This window comes from Oceanobacillus sp. M60, assembly GCF_053839645.1.
This window is the reverse complement of sequence record NZ_JBSSNH010000007.1, coordinates 1-19,557: the sequence shown is the minus strand read 5'-3', so window position 1 is coordinate 19,557 and position 19,557 is coordinate 1. Positions and strand designations below refer to the sequence as shown.

The 19,557-nt window shown below is 39.2% G+C and carries 18 protein-coding genes and 1 riboswitch; of the genes, 17 read left to right on the top strand and 1 reads right to left on the bottom strand.

Annotated elements, in window-relative coordinates; all coding sequences use genetic code 11:
* Window positions 1–347 precede the first annotated feature (347 nt).
* The 8 genes from ACW0TQ_RS16930 (at window position 348) to ACW0TQ_RS16895 (ending at window position 11,708) form a co-directional block, all read left to right on the top strand.
* Entirely contained in the window at window positions 348–3,980 is a 3,633-nt protein-coding gene (locus ACW0TQ_RS16930; protein WP_368900897.1) for a dynamin family protein, read from the top strand.
* Window positions 3,977–4,873, top strand: coding sequence for a 5'-3' exonuclease (locus tag ACW0TQ_RS16925; RefSeq protein WP_042533831.1), 897 nt, complete (start codon window positions 3,977–3,979; stop codon window positions 4,871–4,873). The genes ACW0TQ_RS16930 and ACW0TQ_RS16925 overlap by 4 nt, the downstream gene beginning before the upstream one ends.
* 299 nt (window positions 4,874–5,172) lie before the next feature.
* A complete protein-coding gene (locus ACW0TQ_RS16920) occupies window positions 5,173–5,598 on the top strand; it encodes a PH domain-containing protein (protein WP_042533832.1) in 426 nt (141 codons plus the stop codon).
* A gap of 3 nt (window positions 5,599–5,601) precedes the next feature.
* Window positions 5,602–6,528 (top strand): cysteine synthase A, encoded by a 927-nt coding sequence (gene cysK / locus ACW0TQ_RS16915; protein ID WP_042533833.1) that lies wholly within the window; start codon window positions 5,602–5,604, stop codon window positions 6,526–6,528.
* Window positions 6,529–6,718: 190 nt separating this feature from the next.
* Window positions 6,719–6,899, top strand: a riboswitch (Lysine riboswitch).
* A 252-nt stretch (window positions 6,900–7,151) separates the two neighbouring features.
* Window positions 7,152–8,033 carry a 4-hydroxy-tetrahydrodipicolinate synthase gene (gene dapA / locus ACW0TQ_RS16910; protein ID WP_042533835.1) on the top strand — a complete coding sequence of 294 codons (882 nt, stop codon included), beginning with the start codon at window positions 7,152–7,154 and terminating at the stop codon, window positions 8,031–8,033.
* A gap of 171 nt (window positions 8,034–8,204) precedes the next feature.
* Window positions 8,205–9,428 (top strand): DUF819 family protein, encoded by a 1,224-nt coding sequence (locus ACW0TQ_RS16905; protein ID WP_256706229.1) that lies wholly within the window; start codon window positions 8,205–8,207, stop codon window positions 9,426–9,428.
* A 268-nt stretch (window positions 9,429–9,696) separates the two neighbouring features.
* A complete protein-coding gene (locus tag ACW0TQ_RS16900) occupies window positions 9,697–10,791 on the top strand; it encodes a CAP domain-containing protein (protein ID WP_042536219.1) in 1,095 nt (364 codons plus the stop codon).
* Window positions 10,792–11,201: 410 nt separating this feature from the next.
* A complete protein-coding gene (locus ACW0TQ_RS16895; protein WP_042533839.1) occupies window positions 11,202–11,708 on the top strand; it encodes a DUF3189 family protein in 507 nt (168 codons plus the stop codon).
* 190 nt (window positions 11,709–11,898) lie between these two features.
* On the opposite strand, the gene ACW0TQ_RS16890 is transcribed toward ACW0TQ_RS16895, so the two are convergent.
* Window positions 11,899–12,093 carry a hypothetical protein gene (locus ACW0TQ_RS16890; protein ID WP_193062071.1) on the bottom strand — a complete coding sequence of 65 codons (195 nt, stop codon included), beginning with the start codon at window positions 12,091–12,093 and terminating at the stop codon, window positions 11,899–11,901.
* Between the two features lie 393 nt (window positions 12,094–12,486).
* On the opposite strand from ACW0TQ_RS16890, the gene ACW0TQ_RS16885 reads away from it, so the two are divergent.
* The 9 genes from ACW0TQ_RS16885 (at window position 12,487) to ACW0TQ_RS16845 (ending at window position 19,525) form a co-directional block, all read left to right on the top strand.
* The gene (locus tag ACW0TQ_RS16885) at window positions 12,487–13,422 is read left to right on the top strand and encodes an ABC transporter ATP-binding protein (protein ID WP_455725853.1); all 936 of its coding nucleotides are present in this window, start codon (window positions 12,487–12,489) and stop codon (window positions 13,420–13,422) included.
* A complete protein-coding gene (locus ACW0TQ_RS16880; RefSeq protein ID WP_455725852.1) occupies window positions 13,415–14,281 on the top strand; it encodes a DUF2705 family protein in 867 nt (288 codons plus the stop codon). The genes ACW0TQ_RS16885 and ACW0TQ_RS16880 overlap by 8 nt, the downstream gene beginning before the upstream one ends.
* A gap of 19 nt (window positions 14,282–14,300) precedes the next feature.
* Window positions 14,301–15,455, top strand: coding sequence for a serine hydrolase (locus tag ACW0TQ_RS16875; RefSeq protein ID WP_455725851.1), 1,155 nt, complete (start codon window positions 14,301–14,303; stop codon window positions 15,453–15,455).
* Window positions 15,456–15,567: 112 nt separating this feature from the next.
* Window positions 15,568–16,011 carry a GNAT family N-acetyltransferase gene (locus tag ACW0TQ_RS16870; protein ID WP_212929558.1) on the top strand — a complete coding sequence of 148 codons (444 nt, stop codon included), beginning with the start codon at window positions 15,568–15,570 and terminating at the stop codon, window positions 16,009–16,011.
* Window positions 16,012–16,090: 79 nt separating this feature from the next.
* Entirely contained in the window at window positions 16,091–16,384 is a 294-nt protein-coding gene (locus ACW0TQ_RS16865) for an RNA polymerase alpha subunit C-terminal domain-containing protein (protein ID WP_042533850.1), read from the top strand.
* Window positions 16,385–16,598: 214 nt separating this feature from the next.
* Window positions 16,599–16,952 (top strand): lmo0954 family membrane protein, encoded by a 354-nt coding sequence (locus tag ACW0TQ_RS16860; protein ID WP_455725850.1) that lies wholly within the window; start codon window positions 16,599–16,601, stop codon window positions 16,950–16,952.
* A gap of 30 nt (window positions 16,953–16,982) precedes the next feature.
* Window positions 16,983–17,618 carry a PspA/IM30 family protein gene (locus ACW0TQ_RS16855; RefSeq protein ID WP_042533854.1) on the top strand — a complete coding sequence of 212 codons (636 nt, stop codon included), beginning with the start codon at window positions 16,983–16,985 and terminating at the stop codon, window positions 17,616–17,618.
* Window positions 17,619–17,723: 105 nt separating this feature from the next.
* Entirely contained in the window at window positions 17,724–18,458 is a 735-nt protein-coding gene (gene liaF, locus ACW0TQ_RS16850) for a cell wall-active antibiotics response protein LiaF (RefSeq protein WP_042533856.1), read from the top strand.
* The gene (locus ACW0TQ_RS16845) at window positions 18,455–19,525 is read left to right on the top strand and encodes a sensor histidine kinase (RefSeq protein ID WP_455725849.1); all 1,071 of its coding nucleotides are present in this window, start codon (window positions 18,455–18,457) and stop codon (window positions 19,523–19,525) included. Before liaF ends, ACW0TQ_RS16845 begins: the two co-directional genes overlap by 4 nt.
* The last annotated feature ends 32 nt before the right edge of the window (window positions 19,526–19,557 follow it).

The following is a 19,557-nucleotide window of genomic DNA, read 5'->3' as shown; positions in this document are numbered from 1 at the left end:
TTTGGAAAGGCTATTTTAGAAAATAAAATAATCATAACATGCTGTTAAATAATAAAGTAATAGATTGATAACCTCCTGCCTGCAGGGGGTTATTTATATGTTATTGTGTTTGCATACTGTGTTTGCTCGTCCCATAGAAGGGCTTTTGTAAGACACCCGTTTTAAAAACAAAGAAGGCTTGTCAGTTTCACTTTATCAGAATCTGATTAGCACCTAGAAATCAAAACAAATATTGCGTATAATGAAGGTGTTATGTAAAGTACTTAAACCACACCTCGTAAAGACAGAAAGAAACGTCATAGACGTTAAAAGTAGATATGAATAAGTTGAAAAAGGGGTAAAGGCTTGTGATCACGTATATGGAAAAAAGGGTAACAGAACAACAAATTGCGTTTCTCTATAATGAAATGAAAAACAAGGGAGATCAGGTAAATGCAGATAAGATGCTTGATATCTTGGAAAAATACGTTAACCAAGAGTTTATTATCACCCTAACAGGTCATTTTTCTGCGGGGAAGTCTTCTTTAATCAACCATTTATTAGGGGAAGAAATTTTAGCGAACAGTCCGATTCCTACCAGTGCGAATGTTGTTAAAATCTCATCTGGAGAAGGTGCTGTCAATGTGTTTTATCACAATGGAGACGTGGTGGAATATCACGAACCGTATAACCTGGAGCAAATCAAGCAGTTCGCGACCAATAAAAATGATATAAAAAAAATGCATATCAGCACAGGGGATAACATTTTGCCGCAGGATACGGCTATTTTAGATACGCCGGGAATCGATGCTGCAGATGACGTGGATCGGATGCTGACAGAAGCTTCACTTCATTTATCGGATTATCTTATTTATGTAACGGATTATAACCATGTGCAATCCGAAGTGAATCTATTATTTTTACAGGCAATGCAGGAAAATGAACTGCCATTTATGATTGTTATCAACCAGATAGACAAGCATAATGAAGCAGAATTGCCTTTTGTCGAATTTGATAAAAAAATTAAACAAACGTTTGATCAATGGAATCTGCACCCTTCTTCCATTTTCTACACATCTCTTAAAAATTCGGAAGCACCGCACAATGAGTGGTCAGAGCTGAAAGATAAAGTGTTTCATATGCTGCAATCGAAGCATGAGTATATGACGATGGAGGCAAGCATTCGACAAATTGTGCGTGACCATAAAGAAAAGGTGCATCGGGAAATGTCGAATCAGAAAGCATCCCTGGATGACGTTGATGAAGCATTATTGGCTCAGAAAATAGAAAGCTTAACAAACGAAATTGAAAATCTGGAGCAGCAGCCGGAAAAGATAGCAGCCGGTTTTTTAACGGAGGTGGATCAGACTGCGAAAAATGCTTATCTGATGCCAGCTGATTTAAGAGAGCTTGCGAAGGAATATTTAGAATCTGTACAGTCTGATTTTAAGGTCGGCGGGTTATTCACTAGCAGTAAAAAAACAAAAGAAGCTAAATTAGAACGAAAACAAAATTTCATGGAAGCTTTAGAAAAGAATGTCGAGACAACATTAAAATGGAAGCTTCGTGATAAGTGGTATGAGTATATTGAAAGCAACCAGCTCGACTCTTCCTATCAGGAGAAAGGAGTTTCTTTCCTGGAATGGACATTAAGTGATGAGCTGCTGGAAAATAATTTGCGTAAAGGTGCTACGATAAACGGCGACTATGTTTTAAATTATACAAATGAAATTGCAGCCAGTTTAAAATCATATTTTAAGAAACAGATGAGACAGCTGGCTAATGAAGTGAAAAAAGAACTTGAAAATAAAAATGAGAGTAAATTAAATGAGTTAAAACAAGCATTGGAGGAATGGCAGAAGAAAGCATCAGAACGAAAGGCTAATCAGGCGCTTGATAAGGAAGAGTCAGCTTATTTCAACTATTTAGATGAGGCGGAAGAACACCCGGAAGTGCCGGCAGAAATTATTACGGAAATGAAGGAGGAGCTGCAAGCCCGCCAAGTGATTCCAGAGCAGGGCACAGCTGCTTTGGAAATATCTAATGAGGAAATACCGGCAGATGAGCCTGAGGAGGCACAAGAAGCCTTAGAGAAGGAATGGCATGATAATACAGCTCAGGATGTCGTCCGTGATATTGATCATGTATTGCAGCTGATTCAATTGCCGGGATTCGAAAGCTACCAGCAGGATTTAAAGAAACGAAAAATATCTCTGACAGAGCGTTCCTATACGATTGCTTTATTTGGTGCCTTCAGTGCCGGAAAATCATCCTTTGCCAATGCCATTCTTGGGGAACGTGTCTTGCCGGTTTCCCCGAATCCGACAACCGCTGCGGTCAATCGGATTCGTCCGGTTACCAGTGAAAATCAGCACCGGGATGTTATAGTAACCTTTAAATCCGAGGAAATGCTGGCCGACGATATTCAAACACTGGCAAAAGAATGTGAACCGCCGGAAGCTTCTCTGGACGAGCTGATTACATGGCTGAAAACAGAGAACGTGCTGACAGATGCGCGTTTGCCAAAAATGTATCAGGCTTATTTACGTGCGATGCTGGAAGGTTATGAAGAGGCAAAACCGGCAATTGGCACTCCGATAAAAATAACCTTCGATGATTTTCAGTCATATGTGACAGATGAAGAAAAAGCGTGTTATATTGCATCGATGGATCTTTTTTATGATTGTGAAGTAACAAGGCAGGGAATTACGCTTGTAGATACACCGGGTGCAGATTCGATTAACGCCAGACATACCAATGTATCCTTTGAATATATTAAGCATGCAGATGCTATTTTATATGTGACCTACTATAATCATGCTTTATCCCGTGCAGATAAAGATTTTCTGATGCAGCTGGGACGTGTAAAGGATGTATTTGAGCTGGATAAAATGTTCTTCATCGTCAATGCCGCAGACCTTGCCAGCAATTTGGCAGAATTAAATCTGGTAACCACTTATGTTAAAGAACAATTAGCGCAATTGGGAATTCGTTTTCCACGTCTTTACCCAGTTTCCAGCAAGCTTTCTTTGGCAGAAAAAACAGACCAGAAGACCTTGAACGAACAGATGGAGGCTTTTGAAACACGGTTCTATGACTTTATTCACCATGATTTAACTGCCCTTGCGAAAAGAGCTGCAATCAGCGATATTGAACGTTCCGGGGAGGCATTGGACCAATTTATCCAATCCTTAAAACTGGATCAATCTGCAAAAAAGAAACGGAAAGAAACATTAGAGAATGCGTATCAGCAACTTGTTCAACATGTAGAAAAACGGGATATCTCTTCGACCGAAAACCGCTGGCATCAGAAATTAGAAAAGCAAACGTACTTTTTGAATGGACGTTTTACCATCCGTTTTCATGACCTGTTTAAAGAAATTTATAACCCGACAACCATTACAGAGTCTGGAAAAACAGGACGGGAACAGCTCACAAAGCAATTTGAACAGCTGGTTCAGTACATGGAATCTGAATTGCATCAGGAATTATTAGCGATTTCTTTACGGATAGAACAGCTGTTAAAAAGCTTGTTAAAAACCAATCAGCAAGAAATGATTGAAGAAGCGAAAAAACTGGATCCGGTTTTTTCCATTTCGGAGTGGGATATGACGGCTTTTGACACACCGGATATAACGATAAAACTATCGATCAACAAGCAGAATGAGCTGCAAAAATTATTTGCTAAGTTTAAAGATACGAAAACCTTCTTTGTTCAGAATCAAAAAGAAGAAATCAAAGAACAGCTTTATACAATTATTGAATCAGACATCCAAGCATTTGTAGAAGAAGGCGGAAGGTTAATTCAGTCTTCTTACCAAGCGCAGTGGGATAAAGGAATAGAACAGGAAAAAACAACGCTTGTACATGAAGCGGATGTCCTTTATCAGCAATTTATTGACCGTCTGTTTGTAGAGGTGGATATGGATGATTTAATGGAAATGAAACAACAGATGGATGTTATCCTGACTGGATACAGAGAGGAAGGAAATGAAGTATGACAACAAAAAAAGTTTTATTAGTAGATGGCATGGCGCTCCTGTTTAGGGGCTTCTTCGCCACTTCTTTCCGCGGAAATTTTATGTATAATTCAAAAGGAGTTCCGACAAACGGAGTTTATCAGTTTTTACGCTATTTAACAGATGCCATTCATACATTTGAACCGTCTCATGTGGTTTGCTGCTGGGACATGGGGAGCAAAACCTTCCGCACAGAAATGTATAACGGCTATAAAGCCAATCGGGATGAACCGCCGGTGGAACTGATTCCGCAGTTTGATTTAGTAAAAGAAGTAGTAGAATCCTTTGATATTCCTAATATCGGTTTAGAAAACTTTGAAGCAGATGATTGCATGGGAACCCTTGCCAATATGTATAATCCGGAAAATGATGTGTTTATTTTGTCAGGAGATCAGGATTTGCTGCAATTAGTCAAGGAGAATATCCGCGTGATTATTATGCGGAAAGGTCAGGGGAACTATGAAGTCTTTGATAAAGATAACTTCTATGAGAAAAAAGCACTTACACCAGCACAAATTATAGATTTAAAAGGGTTAATGGGAGACTCCTCGGATAATTATCCAGGGGTAAAAGGAATCGGAGAAAAAACAGCCTTGAAATTATTACAGGAATTCGGAACCATTGATGAATTAGTAAATAATATAGAAAAGCTTCCAAAAGGGGTGCAAAATAAATTACAGACAGATATGGATATGCTCTATTTATCCCGGACGCTTGCCGAAATTAAATGTGATGTTCCGATTAGTTGTGATTTAGAGGATTCTAAATGGAATTTTAAAGAAGAGAAAGTGACATCAGCATTAGATAAGCTGGAATGGAAGCATGTAGACCGGTTACTGGCACCTATAAAGGATCAAACATCTGTATCGTTTTAATTTATCTTTAGAATAAACTGGGGTATCCTTTGTGCCTCCCCTGGGTATAGAGAATACCCCTCTTTTTGCTTTTGTCTGTACTCTCTGTTTCGGATGAGAATGTACATAACCTCTAGTATATCTTCCTTTCTATAAAGCCTGAAATTATTTTTGTTCTTTTTAGAGAACATATTGTGAGTCAGTATAAGTTTTCCTTATTGTTAAAAAAATAACAGAAACGGATTGCTGAAGTTTGGTATAAAGTCATACAAAAGCTATAATAAAAGAAGGAATATTGTTCGAATGAATGGGGGAATTGAATGTATTTTAAATCAAAGAAGGATAAATGGATGGCAATCGTTCTCTGGGCTATTGTGATTAGCGGGGTGCTCATTCCCCTATTCAGGGGCCAGGTGATCAATGTAGCGATTATGCTGCTGTTATGCGGTATATTGCTCTGGTTCTGGTTCCGCACGGGATATAAAATTGATAGAGATCGGTTAATTGTTTATTATGGCCCTATCCGGCAAACGATTTATATAGAAAATATGGAATTGATTCTTCAATCTAAGATGCCGCTAATTGCACCGGCATTATCATTGGACCGTATCCAGATTCGAAGCGGAAAATATGATCTGATAGCTATTTCGCCCAAGGATAAGCTTGCTTTTGTAGAAGAATTGGCGAAGTTAAATCCAAATATTTCAGTAGATAAACGTTTATTAAAGGATGAGGAAGGAGAATAAAAAATGAGAGTAGCGGATAATATTACAGAGCTCGTGGGAGATACTCCTATGATAACACTAAATAAACTGCAGCCTGAAAATGCTGCAAAGATATATGTGAAACTGGAAATGTTTAATCCAAGCGGCAGTGTGAAGGACCGGGCTGCAGTGCATATGATTCATATTGCTGAGCAGGAAGGACTGATAAAGGCCGGAGATACGATTATTGAGCCGACAAGCGGAAATACTGGAATCGGATTGGCCATGGCTGCCTCTGCAAAGGGATATCAGGCGATTCTGGTAATGCCGGATAATAGTACGCAGGAAAGACGAAATCTTTTGAAAGCATATGGAGCCAAAGTGGTTTTAACACCAAGCAGTGAAAAAATGCCGGGCGCTATTCAAAAAGCATTAGAATTGCAACAAGAAATACCAAACAGTTTTATTCCACAGCAATTTAAAAATATAGCAAATCCAGATGCGCATCGTAATACAACAGCACTGGAGATTTTAAATGATTTGAATCATCAATTGGATGCGTTTGTTTGTACTGCGGGTACAGGAGGAACTGTAACAGGTACAGGAGAATCGCTAAGATCTTATATTCCGGATTTGCATATTGCTGTGGTGGAGCCTAAAGGTTCTCCCGTACTATCCGGCGGAGAGCCTGGTTCGCATAAATTAGTGGGAACCAGCCCGGGTTTTGTTCCTGAAATCTTAAACACATCGGTTTATGATGAAATCATTCAAATCAATGATGAGCAGGCATTAAGTTTATTAAAAGAGCTTGCCCAAAAGGAAGGCCTGTTTGTCGGACCATCAGGAGCGGCTGCTATTTATGCAGCTACAGAAGTTGCCAAGCGCATGGAACCTGAGCAAAAGGTGGTTTGTATCGCACCTGATACCGGAGAAAGATACCTGTCTATGGATTTTCTGCAAGAGGAAGAATAGAGGGGCGGGGGAATCACCTATTTTTTTATTTTGCATAGTTTACCAGTAAAGAAACTTCATCATGTTTTTTTAACACCATGGAGGATGCGCACGCTGTAAAGCTTTTTTGGCTCTTTTGAAAAAACCTCTATTTTTCAATTGTGTTTCTCTGTTATTCTTGCTATAATACAGACAAATTCATTATTCATAGGTGAACGGTAGAGGTGCAAAAACCATTAGTAAATATGCTGAGACAGAATAGGCTGACGATGAAGCATATGGAAAGGGGAATTTGCCGAAGTATAATAAGCCTTATTCTTATTATACTGGTACTGGTATTGAATAAATCCAGTGCTGTCATATAGGAAACTATGTGGAGGGCTATCAGCTGAGAGGACATTAAGTGTTTAAGCAGCAGCGGTCTCCGTTGGTGCTTTTTATTTTGTGGAAATAATTGAAGTAATGCATGATGATAAGAGAAAAGGACCCTGAAAAAGTTGGAACAAACAATAATAACAAACAATAATACGGATTCTGCTTATCTTTATTACTTTCCACCCTCTAGTTTTTAAGGCACTTTACTTCGGTGCTATCCGTCTATTTTTCATCAAAGAATGTTGATATTATATAAAGGGTGTGTTGTTATGAATTTTGGAAAAGTGGTTACGGCGATGGTAACGCCATTTAACGAACAGCAGGAAATTGATTACGGGGCATTAGATCAGTTAATCGAGCATCTTATCGAAAATGGTTCAGACGGATTGGTGGTAGCTGGAACAACTGGAGAGTCACCGACTTTATCAGATGAAGAAAAACTGGCATTATTTTCACATACGGTACAAAAAGTAAATGGAAGAATTTCAGTAATTGCGGGCACCGGTTCTAATCAGACGAAAGGGTCTATTGCGTTATCACAAGCAGCTGAAAAAACTGGTGTGGATGCGATTATGCTTGTAACGCCTTATTATAATAAACCTTCTCAGGACGGTTTATATGAGCATTTTAAAACAGTGGCTGATTCCGTTCAGCTGCCGGTCATGCTATATAATGTGCCTGGCAGAACTTCTGTTGATCTGGCGGCAGATACCGTTATTCGTTTGGCTGCGGTTGATAATATTGTGGCGATCAAAGATGCAAGCGGCAATATGGATAAGATAACTGAAATGGCGGCCCAAACAGATGCAAGCTTTTCTGTATACAGCGGGGAAGACGCTTTGACCCTTCCGTCTCTTGCAGTTGGAGCTATAGGCATTGTTTCGGTTTCCGGGCATGTTATCGGCAATGAAATGCAGGAAATGATTGCTGCATATGAGCAGGGAGCCGTGAAAAAAGCTGCTTCCATACATCAGCGGATTCTGCCGGTCATGCAGGAAATGTTTGCAGCACCGAGTCCAGCTCCTGTAAAAGCAGCATTAAATCGCAATGGTGTCCATGTCGGCGGTGTTCGCTTGCCGCTGCTTCCATTAAATGATGAGCAGCTGCAAGCGTTAAACCATAAATTAGCGTTATTAGAGCAAGTGAAATAATCCTGTTGAAAACCTCTCTGACAATGGTTAGAGAGGTTTTTTTGATGGGGATTTTTCTGCATCATGATAGGTTAATTTCAAAAAAACACTCCACAATACCTAACAAATATTTAAAATGAAGTGGTAAAATATGATACATACAACCGAAAATAGAGAAGGGGCGGGGAGTGGATGAAAGAAACATTGATTCAAGCAGATGATAGCATTACGCTTTGGGGGATTATCATTATCTGGGCGTCTGTCAGTATTTTTTTAGAACAACGCTACAGCTGGGCTTCCAAGGTGACTGGGGCCATTATTGCATTAGTCGGGGCGATGGCTTTATCCAACTTTGGAATTATTCCCACAGAATCGCCGGTATATGATGCAGTATGGTCTGTTATTGTACCGTTAGCAATACCGCTTTTGTTATTTCACGTTAATCTTAAAAAAATATGGAAGGAAAGCAGCAGATTGTTGCTCATTTTCCTATTGAGCTCCATTGGCACAGTTGCAGGAACGATTATTGCATTTTTTACTTTACGGAATCACATACCTTTTTTAGACCAATTGAGTGGGATTTTCGGTGCTTCCTATATTGGAGGAGGCGTGAACTTTGCTGCTATGGCAGCTAAATTCGAAACCCCGGGGGAAATTATTTCTGCCGCTGTTGTTGCGGATAATTTAATGATGGCACTGCTGTTTATTATTCTAATGATGATTCCTGCACTTCATTTTATCCGTAAACGTTACCCGACGCCGCATGTGGAAGAGGTAGAAAAGAATCAATCGGATGATGATAAAACGTTGGCAGAAAGCTTCTGGAAAAGGAAAGAAGTTTCTTTGAAGGACATGGCACTTTCGATTGGAACAGCTTTTTTTTTAGTTATAGTTTCCTTAAAAATTGCCGAATTTTTTGCCGGGATTATTCCAAGTGGAGAAGAGGCTTCTTTCTTCAATAATCTGTTGAATGGAATTATCGGAGATCAGTATTTAGTATTAACGACGCTTACCTTTGTCGCTTTAGCAGTATTTCCAAATTATTTTTCCGGATTAAATGGCAGTCAGGAAATAGGAACGTATCTGATTCACATCTTTTTTGTCGTAATCGGAATACCTGCTTCTATCACGTTAATTGTTCAAACGGCACCATTATTGCTTGTTTTTGCATTTATTATTGTAGCAATCAATTTAACGCTGTCTCTTATTTTTGGAAAACTATTCCGGATGAGTTTAGAAGAAATCCTGCTGGCAAGCAATGCAAATATCGGCGGACCAACTACTGCAGCCGCGTTTGCGATTGCGAAAGGATGGAGGCAATTAGTCGGTCCGATATTAATTGTTGGGACACTGGGTTATATTATTGGAAACTACATTGGAACTTTCCTTGCAGTGTGGTTTGGGACCTTGATGTAGGAAGAATAGAAAATCCGTTTCTGTTATAAATACAGAAGCGGATTTTTTCATTTACGTTGACGTTTTCCTGAATAAAAAAGGTTTAGATTTGTTGAAAGTAATTTGGAGATAGTATAATTTATATAAGTCAGCGGGCTGACTATTTTTTAAGGGTTAGCCAAGGTTGATTTCGTAAAGAATAGAATAGCAGCGGTAATCCTTCTGCTGCATTAAAGTATTTAAAAAGGTTGGGATAGCTATTTTCAAGCGATTATTATTATTGCTGTTTATGATACTGTTAGCCATTTGGACAAGGCCTTTATGGGAAGACCCGGTCCGCGATGTCATCCCCGATGCTGTCAGTGATACGTTTTCCTCTGCAAGCGATTTTGTTTCAGAAGCGATAGATAATGACTTTTACTTCCGTCAAGTAGCAGATGAAGCAACTTCTTTTTTTCAATCCTTTACTGATTCTGAAACAGGCACCTCGTATGAACAAGTAGAAACACCGGAGCTCACTACTCCGGAGGAACAATCATTCTCCGTTGGCAATGTAGAGATAGGTGACACAAGAGGACAGGTGGAAGAAATGTATGGTGAAGCTAAGCGGCAAAGTGAGAATGAGTATGGAGTGGAATGGTTCACCTATCATGAAAACTATCAAAACTTTATGATGGTTGCTTATGATGAACAAGACATGGTGCGTGGACTCTTTACCAATCAGGATTTACTATCCTCTCAGCAGGGTATTGCCTTGGGAGATTCCAAGTCGTTTGTAAACGAGACATTAGGGGAGCCGGAAGAAATGATCCGCAATGGCTGGTTTAATTATAAAATTGAAAGCGAAGGCGAATATGATGTATATCATATGGATGGAACCTACGCAACCATTTTTTATGACCTGCATGAATCAGAAGAAGTAACAGCAATTCAGTTAATAGATGAGGATATGGAATCTGCCAAAAGCACCCTTTATACACCTGGCAGTGAGGCTCTAAAAGAAGGCTTGGAGTATCAATTATTTGATTTGACCAATGCAACTCGCGTAAAGCATGAGCTGTCTATTTTAGAATGGGATGAAGCAGTAAGAGAAACAGCGAGAAAGCATAGTACAGATATGGCCGCAAATCAATTTTTCAGCCATACTAATTTAGAAGGACAATCTCCTTTTGACCGGATGAAGGAAGATGATATTTCATTCTTAAGTGCAGGGGAGAACCTTGCATATGGGCAATTCAGCAGTGTTTTTGCGCATCAGGGATTATTGAATTCGGAGGGGCATCGAGAAAATATTTTACATCGGGATTTCAGCCATCTAGGGATTGGCGTGGACTTTAATGAAAGTGATCAGCCGTTTTATACTGAGAATTTTTTCAATAACTAATGGGGATGATTAAGTAAGTGCTTGTATCCATATGTATCTTTAAAAATCAATTGCGTAATCAAAAAGAAGGAATGCTTTCATTAAGAAAAACCAAGAACACCACTTAATCTTTTAAACACCGGTGTTATATGGAATTTGAATTATACGAAATCTTAAGCAAATCAATACATTTATTTAATGGGGTGAATGGTTATACGTTCATCCTCTTTTTATATGACCAGAGAATAAGCCATTTTGTTTTTCGAATGTTTGTTTAGGTATGTAATATGTATTCTTTTTTGGATTTAGATAATAATAAAGCTTGATTATCCATAACAGGAAAGTATTTCAAAACGGAGAGAACAAAATTAGAAAAGCAAGCATGAAGATTTCAATTGATTACGTGGTATTTCGGAAAGGAGAGAAGTAATTTGATTTATATATACAATGATTATGGAGGCACGCACACCACTTCACTTGCAGCAGCCTATCATTTAAAAAAACTACCTTCAAATCGAAAGCTGACCAAGGATGAGATACAAAGCGTCAGGTATTTTAATAAATTAACGAAGCATGACCTCGGTAAGCTTATTTTTCATGGTATCGATGAAGACAATAATCCGGTATACACTATTGGAAGAAGAAATAGTAAATATGTTGTGCCGGCAATACAAGAGTTTGCTGCTTTGTTACAAGAAAGAAATCAGCTAAGTGAAAAGGTTATTATTTCTAATACCTCTCCTACTGTACCATTTGTAATGTCTGTTGGTGGCTTCTTAGCAAGAGGGTTAAATATTAATTTCTTAGGCGAACCTTTACTGGTTGCCGGCGCGAAGCAATGTTGTGAAAAAATTGACCGATTAGTAGAGGAAACCAAAAAAATGAGCCATTCCATGACTGCCAAAGTGATTGTCCTGGAAAACAAAAAATTTCATTGATTTATTCCGTAAGCAGCTGTCCAAGCTCCCTGACAGCATGAAAAAAGAAAGATAAGTAAAGTATTAGGGATAAGCTGCGTTTTCCAAAATAAAAAAGAACCATTTTCTAACGAACAGCCCAAGCTATCAGATTTCTACCTCTGATAGCTTGGGCTGTTTTTAAAAAGTGAGGGTTATCTGTCCGCAAGCTCTAATTAGTAGAAATGGTTACAGCAAAAACAGAACTTCCTTTTATTCCTGTTATTTTCGCAATGATTCGATTCACGACATCGGTGATGATCGTTTCTGTGACCGTCCCGGTTACAACAACCATTTTCATGCTTGTTTCCGCATCTGTGATGCTGCTCGTTTCCTTGATGTTTCCGGCAGTGACAATAATTTTCATGCCTGCTTCCACATCTGTGATGATTTTGATGTCTGTTGTCACAATGATTGGATTTATGATCTTTTTGACGATAGTCGCCCCCTCGACGACTTGTGTTGCGACAAGGATCTTCGCATTTTTTTCTGAATGAGTGATGACCGCACATAGCTTATCCCTCCTTTCTCATTCAATATACGCAAGGAAGAAAAAAGAGATTAGACAAACTTAATAGGAGCTAACACATTTTCACGTGGAAAATGTAGATTCATAAAATAAAACTTCATTCCATAAGATTTTTTCGAACGATTGTCCTTAATAAACGAAGTATTTAAAAATATTGGTGAATTTGAAACTTTTATTCCATTCTTTCGTATAACCTGATTAAGAAGAAAGATTGGAAGAGGAGGACTAGAATTGACAGAAATTGCAATGGAATTAAAAAATGTGAGTAAGCGCATCAAGAATAAAGAAATTATTAAAGATGTCAGCTTTCAAATAAAACAAGGGGAGGTGTTTGGCTTTGTCGGGCCGAATGGAGCCGGTAAAACGACAACAATCCGGATGATGGTCGGTTTGATGAAATTGACAGAAGGGGATATCCACATTGTCGGTAAAAGCATCCAAACGGATTATAGTGAAGCCATCAGAGAGGTTGGCGCGATCGTGGAAAATCCGGAGATGTATCCCTTTTTAACAGGAAGAAAGAATTTAGAACAGTTCGCCCGGATGATTCCAGGTACGACAAAAGAGCGGATAGAAGAAGTTGTTCGATTAGTTGGACTTGAAAAAGTGGTCAATGACCGGGTTGGCGGGTATTCTCTCGGAATGCGGCAGCGGCTGGGGATTGCCCAGGCCTTGTTACATAAACCATCGATTCTCATTTTAGATGAGCCTACAAATGGACTGGACCCCTCTGGAATGAAGGAAATCCGCCAATATATTCGTACTTTGGCAGAGACAGAAAAAGTCAGTGTGATTGTATCCAGTCATTTATTGTCTGAGATTGAACTGATGTGTGATCGTATCGGTGTTATAAAAAATGGTGCTTTAATCGCTGTAGAGGATGTAGAGAAGAACCGAAAGGCAGAGGACAGTGATATTTCAGAGTACGCCATTTCTGTAAGTAATGCGCAGACTGCAAAAGCGCATTTAGATCGTTTAGAGGAGGATGCTTTATTTGTAGAGGCAGTGGATGAAACTACCTTAAAAACGGTGGTCAAACGGGAACAAATCCCAGTGATTCTTAAAGAATTATTAATCCATGATATCAATGTATATGAGGTTCAAGCTGCCAAAGGCACGTTAGAAGATAAATTTTTCGATTTGATTGGAGAGAATGTCATTGAGTAATTTAAGCCAGCTTATAAAAAATGAATTTATCAAACTGCATCATTATAAATCTACCTGGGCAATGTATATTATCCTGGCGATTCTCCTTATTGGCAGTGCACTTATTACAAACTTTGTAGTGGATCAAAGCATGATGATAAATCAAACCTTCCAAGGGGAACTCATGCAGGCATATCAGTCGATGGGGTTAGAGGTTCCGGCTTATGATATGTGGGCTTTCGTGGCGGAAAATATCTCCTATATCAGTTTTATCACGATTTTTATTATTGTTGTTGCCGCTAAAATTATTTCAAATGAGTATAAATGGGGCACGATTAAATTATTACTTATCCGACCAGCGGGAAGAGGGACTGTGTTAGCGTCAAAATATATTACGGTGTTACTTTTTGCAGTTGTGTTAATCCTCTACACAATCGTTTTATCATTACTTATCGGACTTATTTTTTTCGGTGTGGATGCTTGGAATCCAACCATTGTAGATAATATGGGTTCAGGCTATACGGAAGTCTCTATCATTGCTTCCATTGGTAAGGATATCCTCTTTCAGCTTGTACCGTTAATTATAGTGGCAACCTTATCCTTTATGATTGCAATTTTATTCAAAGGAAGTGCCATGGCTATTGCGGCAAGTATTGTTATTTATATTGCTGCACCAATTATTACGATGATGGTAAGCCAATACGAAATTGCGAAATATCTGTTGACCGCACATCTAAACCTTCAAGAAATCTTTGAAGGATCACCGATAATTGAAGGAACATCACTTGGTTTTTCCATTGCTGTTCTTCTTGTTTATTATATCGTATTTATGGCAGCAGGATGGCTCACCTTTAAAAAACGGGATGTGGCTGGAAATTAATCGGAAAGGGCGGGATTTCATGAAGAAATTTTATACTTTATTGTTTGTAGGTCTTCTGGTTTTCCTCGGAGCTTGTTCCAATGATAAGAAAGAAGAGCGGGAAGCCGGTTCAAATGATATGAAACAAGAGGAAGCTTTGGAAGAAAACAAAGAAAATCTGGATCCCGCAACAGGACTTTTGATGGAATTTATCAATGAAAACAAAGATTCGGACCGGGTTGCTTTTCTAGCCACCTGGAATGATGAGGCCTTAGCAGAGATCAATACAGATTTAGCTATGCCGCTTGCCAGTGTTGTTAAAATAATCATTGCGATTGAATTTGCCAGCCAGGCGGAAGAAGGGGATATCGATCCTGCTGAAATGGCAGCGATGGAGGAAGTAGATAAATACTATTTTCCGAATACAGATGGCGGAGCACATGATGCCTGGAAAAGTACATTGGAAGACGAGGAAGGCGACGTTTCCCTGGAACAAATTGCACGAGGTATGATGGATTTCAGTTCCAATGCCAATACCGATTATTTAATTGAAAGATTAGGGTTAGAAGAAGTAAACAATCGGATAGAAGAACTCAATTTGAACAATCACGAGCCTCTCTATCCGTTAACAGCAAGTATTATCATTTCCAAAAAAGTAATAGAGGATAAGGGGATTGAAGAAGGTCAATTAGAGGAAGCATTACGTGATTTGGATGATGATGCCTACCGGCAAATAGCGGTTGACCTTTTTGAAGAATGGCAGGAGAATCCATTAGACGAAGCGGAAAAAGAGGAAGCCGCTGCCCCGCTTAATGATATGTCGATACAAAAGGTTTGGTCCGACCGGCTGACGCATGCTACTGCGGAAGATTATCATCAAATCATGAAGATGTTAAATAATAAAGAACATTATTCGGAAGCTTTTTATGAGGAATTGGATGCTATTTTCAGCTTAGAATTAAAGAATGACTCCATTATACGTACAGCGCAAAAAGGCGGAAGCACTGCTTTTGTTTTGAATCAGACCGTTTACGCAGAAGATGAGGACGGAAACCGGTTTGAGATGATTTTATTTACAAATGATCTCAATCTGTCAGAACTGGAGGTTGCAGCAATGCAGGTGCAGGCATTGACGGATAAATTAGTAACGGAGGAAGATTTTCGTGAGGAGGTAAGAGAAGCGTTAGCTGAATAACAATAATGATACTATCCCCCTGATGATGGAATTATACATCGTGTCAGGGGGATTTCATATATACTGGAACTATCTTATAATAAGAATAAATAATGAAAAGCGGTGCATATGGATGTCTCTTTATATCAAAAAAGTAAATAAGGAAAATTGGCGAGAAATTGCTGGGTTAGAAGCAGCTGAAAATCAAAAAGCATTCATCGAGCCTGTGTCCTTTTGTTTAGCAGAGAGTTTTATTGAACAATTGACCACATCGCTTGGGCTCTATGCTGGTGAGAAACCCGCCGGCTATGCTATGGTCGGATTTTATTCTGACGAAAAAAGAAGTATCTGGTTTGACAGGTTTATGATTGATTACCGCTATCAGGGACAGGGCTATGCCAATCAGTTCATCCCATTAATTGAAGCGTACATCCATGAGCATTATGATGTGGAAATCATACGTTTAAGCTTTGTGCCGGGAAATAGCCAAGCAGAACGATTATATAAAAAGCACGGATTCGCCCGGACAGGAGCGTATGATCCGGAGGGAGAAATAATCATGGAGAAGCGCCTTTAGATAACCATAATTATATTATGTAAACTAATGGGTTAGAATGTTATTCTTTAAAATGTAAAATAAGAAATGAGGAAATCAGATGACTAGTCAAAAACAAAGAAAAGTATGTAAGAATGGACATGTTTTCTTTAAAAGTTCAGATTGTGAAAGCTGTCCGACTTGTGACAAAGAAAATAAACCAAAGAGCGGCTTTCTAGCAACGCTTTCTGCTCCGGCAGGAAAAGCACTTATCCATGAAGGTATCTCAACAGAAGAACAGCTGGCAGCTCATACCAAGAAAGAAATACTAGCCCTGCATGGCATTGGTCCAGCATCGATGCCGGCTCTGACAAAGGCGCTGGAGAACAAAGGACTTACATTTAAAACAGAATAGGCAGAATAGAAATGGAATGGTATCTCAGTCAGAAGAGGTATCATTCCATTTTTGCATTTTAGCAGCTGTTGCTTGTTGGCTTGTAACTGTGCTGCTTAGGAGGTTTAGAAGGAGATAGACCTTAAGGCTTAGACAAAGATATTGCTCAGGCTCATTACGAGAAAACAAAATCCCCGGTAAGATAAAGATACAATAACAAGAGGAGGAAAACGGAATGAAAAAATTCATGTTGTTTATTGGAGGGCTTCTTGCATTACTGATACTGCTCGCAAATCTTGGCCCGATGGTATTACTTGCATTAAGTGTATGGCTGTTCTATATATGCTTTAAAAAGTTTATCAGCACAGATTCCACCGCTGCTAAAGTAGGATGGGTAATCCTGGGATTGATAGTTGTAAGCATCACATTCTCTAACATTTATGCAGTTTTAGGTGTTGCCGCAGCTTATGCACTTTACCTTATCTATAAGAATTGGAACACACCGGAAGGCTCTGTTGTCCACGAAATAAAGGAAGAGGATGACCCATTTACAAATTTTGAAAAACAGTGGGCAGAGTTAAATAAATAAAATGAATAACATTCAAAGGAGAGATTGATGATGTCAACAAATATTTTTACACGAATGAAGGAATCTATTTCTGCAGATTTACACACGATGATGGACAAAAAGGAACAAAAAAATCCGATTGCAGCACTAAACCATTATTTACGCCAAAGTGAACAGGAAAAAGAAAAAGTAAGAAAGCTGATTGACCGTCAGTATAAATTGAAGGAAGAATTTGCTCGTGAATATATGAAAGCACAAGATCTTGCAGATAAGCGCTTAAAACAAGCACAAATTGCCGAACGTGCGCAGGAAGAGGAAATGCATGAATTTGCTTTAAAAGAGCATGAAGAATATCAAAATCGTGCTGATCGCATGAAAGCGTCCAGAGAAGAGGCAATCACGCAGCTGGAAAATTTGGAGCAGAAATACGAAGAAATGAAGCATCGCCTGAAGGATATGCATCTGCGCCGTATGGAGCTGATGGGCCGGGAAAATATAGCCAAAGCAAATCACCAAATCAATCGTGTCGTGGATGAGTCACCAGAAAAGCCTTTCTCCAAGTTTGAAGAAATGGAGCAATATATCGAAAACCTGGAGTACAGAGTAAACAGTGCCTACTATCAAAGCACGTTCGATAATAAAATTGCTGCGATTGAAAAGAGACTGGACGAAAAAGAAATAAACTAGAATTGATAGCTGGAAAATGAAAAATCATGGTATACTTATACAGGTGCAGGCTGTTCTTGCGCCTGTATATTTTACATATGAAATCAAGGAAAGGAGAATGGAAGGATGTTCAAGCAGATTCCCACAAGAAACCTAAATTGGATATGGATTACCGTCGCCATTCTTCTTGTTTTTGAAATTGTCTTCTTCCATGGAGGAGCCCTGATATCGGCATTAATTTCCGGTTTCTTTGTTTACTTCAGCTGGAAAAGGCTGCATTCCCTTGGGTGGAAGATTGTATTTGCAATTGCTGCAATATCCTTCGTTCTAAATGTTTTTAATTTACTTGCGGTACGGTTTTTAATTGTCGTTGCTATTGCCATTATTATTTTAAATTATATCAAATCAACGAAAGAACCCAGCAAGGAGAAGCCGGAGCTGCCTAATAAATCGAGTTTGACAGAGGAAGAACCCCTTGTGCAGGTGGATCGTTTATTTGATGAACGATTTTTTGATGATTTTCGGACGGAGGAAACGGCTTATCAATGGAAGGACGTCAATATGCATGGGATATATGGAGACCGTGTGATTGATTTAAGTAATACGGTCCTTCCTTATGATACAGCGGTCATCTCCATCCGGCATCTCGCAGGGAATATTGAGATTTATGTGCCTTATGAAGTAGAAGTCAGTATTCATCATAGTTCCATCTTTGGTAGAGCATCTATTTTTGGAGTGTATCACGGGCGGCTAATGAACAAATCACTTCACTATGAAACAAAAAATTATAATACGGCACATCAAAGAGTGAAGATTGTAACCTCTTTATTTTCCGGGGACATTGAGGTGAAGCGCGTATGAATACAATTATCCGTTTTGTTCTCTTGTCTATCGCCTGCAGCTTTGTTTTGGCTATTGCCGCGATTGTTACAACCTTTGTTACATTTACCGTAGATGAATCAGCGGGGTGGAGCGCGCTATGGGAAGGGAAAATTGGTGATGTTTCCTTTCTTTTGACTGTGCTGGCTTTTGTGATTACATTTGGTTCTATTGTTGGGGCTATTATTGGTTATTATTGGAAAGGTAATTTGAAAAAAATTGAAAAAATGCTTACGGGCATTATCAAGGGAGAAAGGTATCCTGATACAGAGGATGTGCCTAAAGAGCTGGAGTCTATTACGGAACGGATGAATCAAGTCCAAGAAAAACTGCGGATACAAACCGAACATGTACAAAAGATTGCAACGGAAAGAGCAACTGAACGGGAACAAAGCCTGCAGGAAGTAGTGGAACAGGAAAGAAACCGCTTAGCCCGGGAACTGCATGATTCCGTGAGTCAGCAGCTTTTTGCAGCTTCAATGCTGATGTCGGCAATCAATGAGGCAGGACCGCCGGAGGATCCGGCATTAAATAAACAGTTAAATATGGTGGAAAATATGATTCACCAATCGCAGCTGGAAATGCGTGCGCTTCTTTTACATCTGCGTCCAGTTGCATTAAAGGGCAAGTCATTGCAGGAAGGGGTAGAAGGGCTCTTAAAGGAATTAACCCAAAAAGTACCTCTAGAAATCGATGCAAAAATAGAAGCATTCCAGGTTGATAAAGGGGTAGAAGATCAGCTGTTCCGCATCTTTCAGGAATCTATCTCCAATACATTGCGTCATGCGAAAGCGGAAAACCTGCAAGTTTTATTACTGGAACGTGATGAAAACATTATTATGCGTGTTGTGGACGACGGGGTTGGATTTCAGACAGAAGCTGTCAAAACAAGCTCTTACGGAATGCAGAACATGCATGAACGTGCTTATGAAGTTGGCGGCACATTAAAAATTATCAGTCTCCCAAATGAAGGTACACGTTTGGAAGTAAAGGTGCCTATTTTAAGAAAGACTAACTATATAAAGTCAAGTGAAAAAGAAAATAAATGATGAGAAAAATATACGAATTAAATGCATGCCAA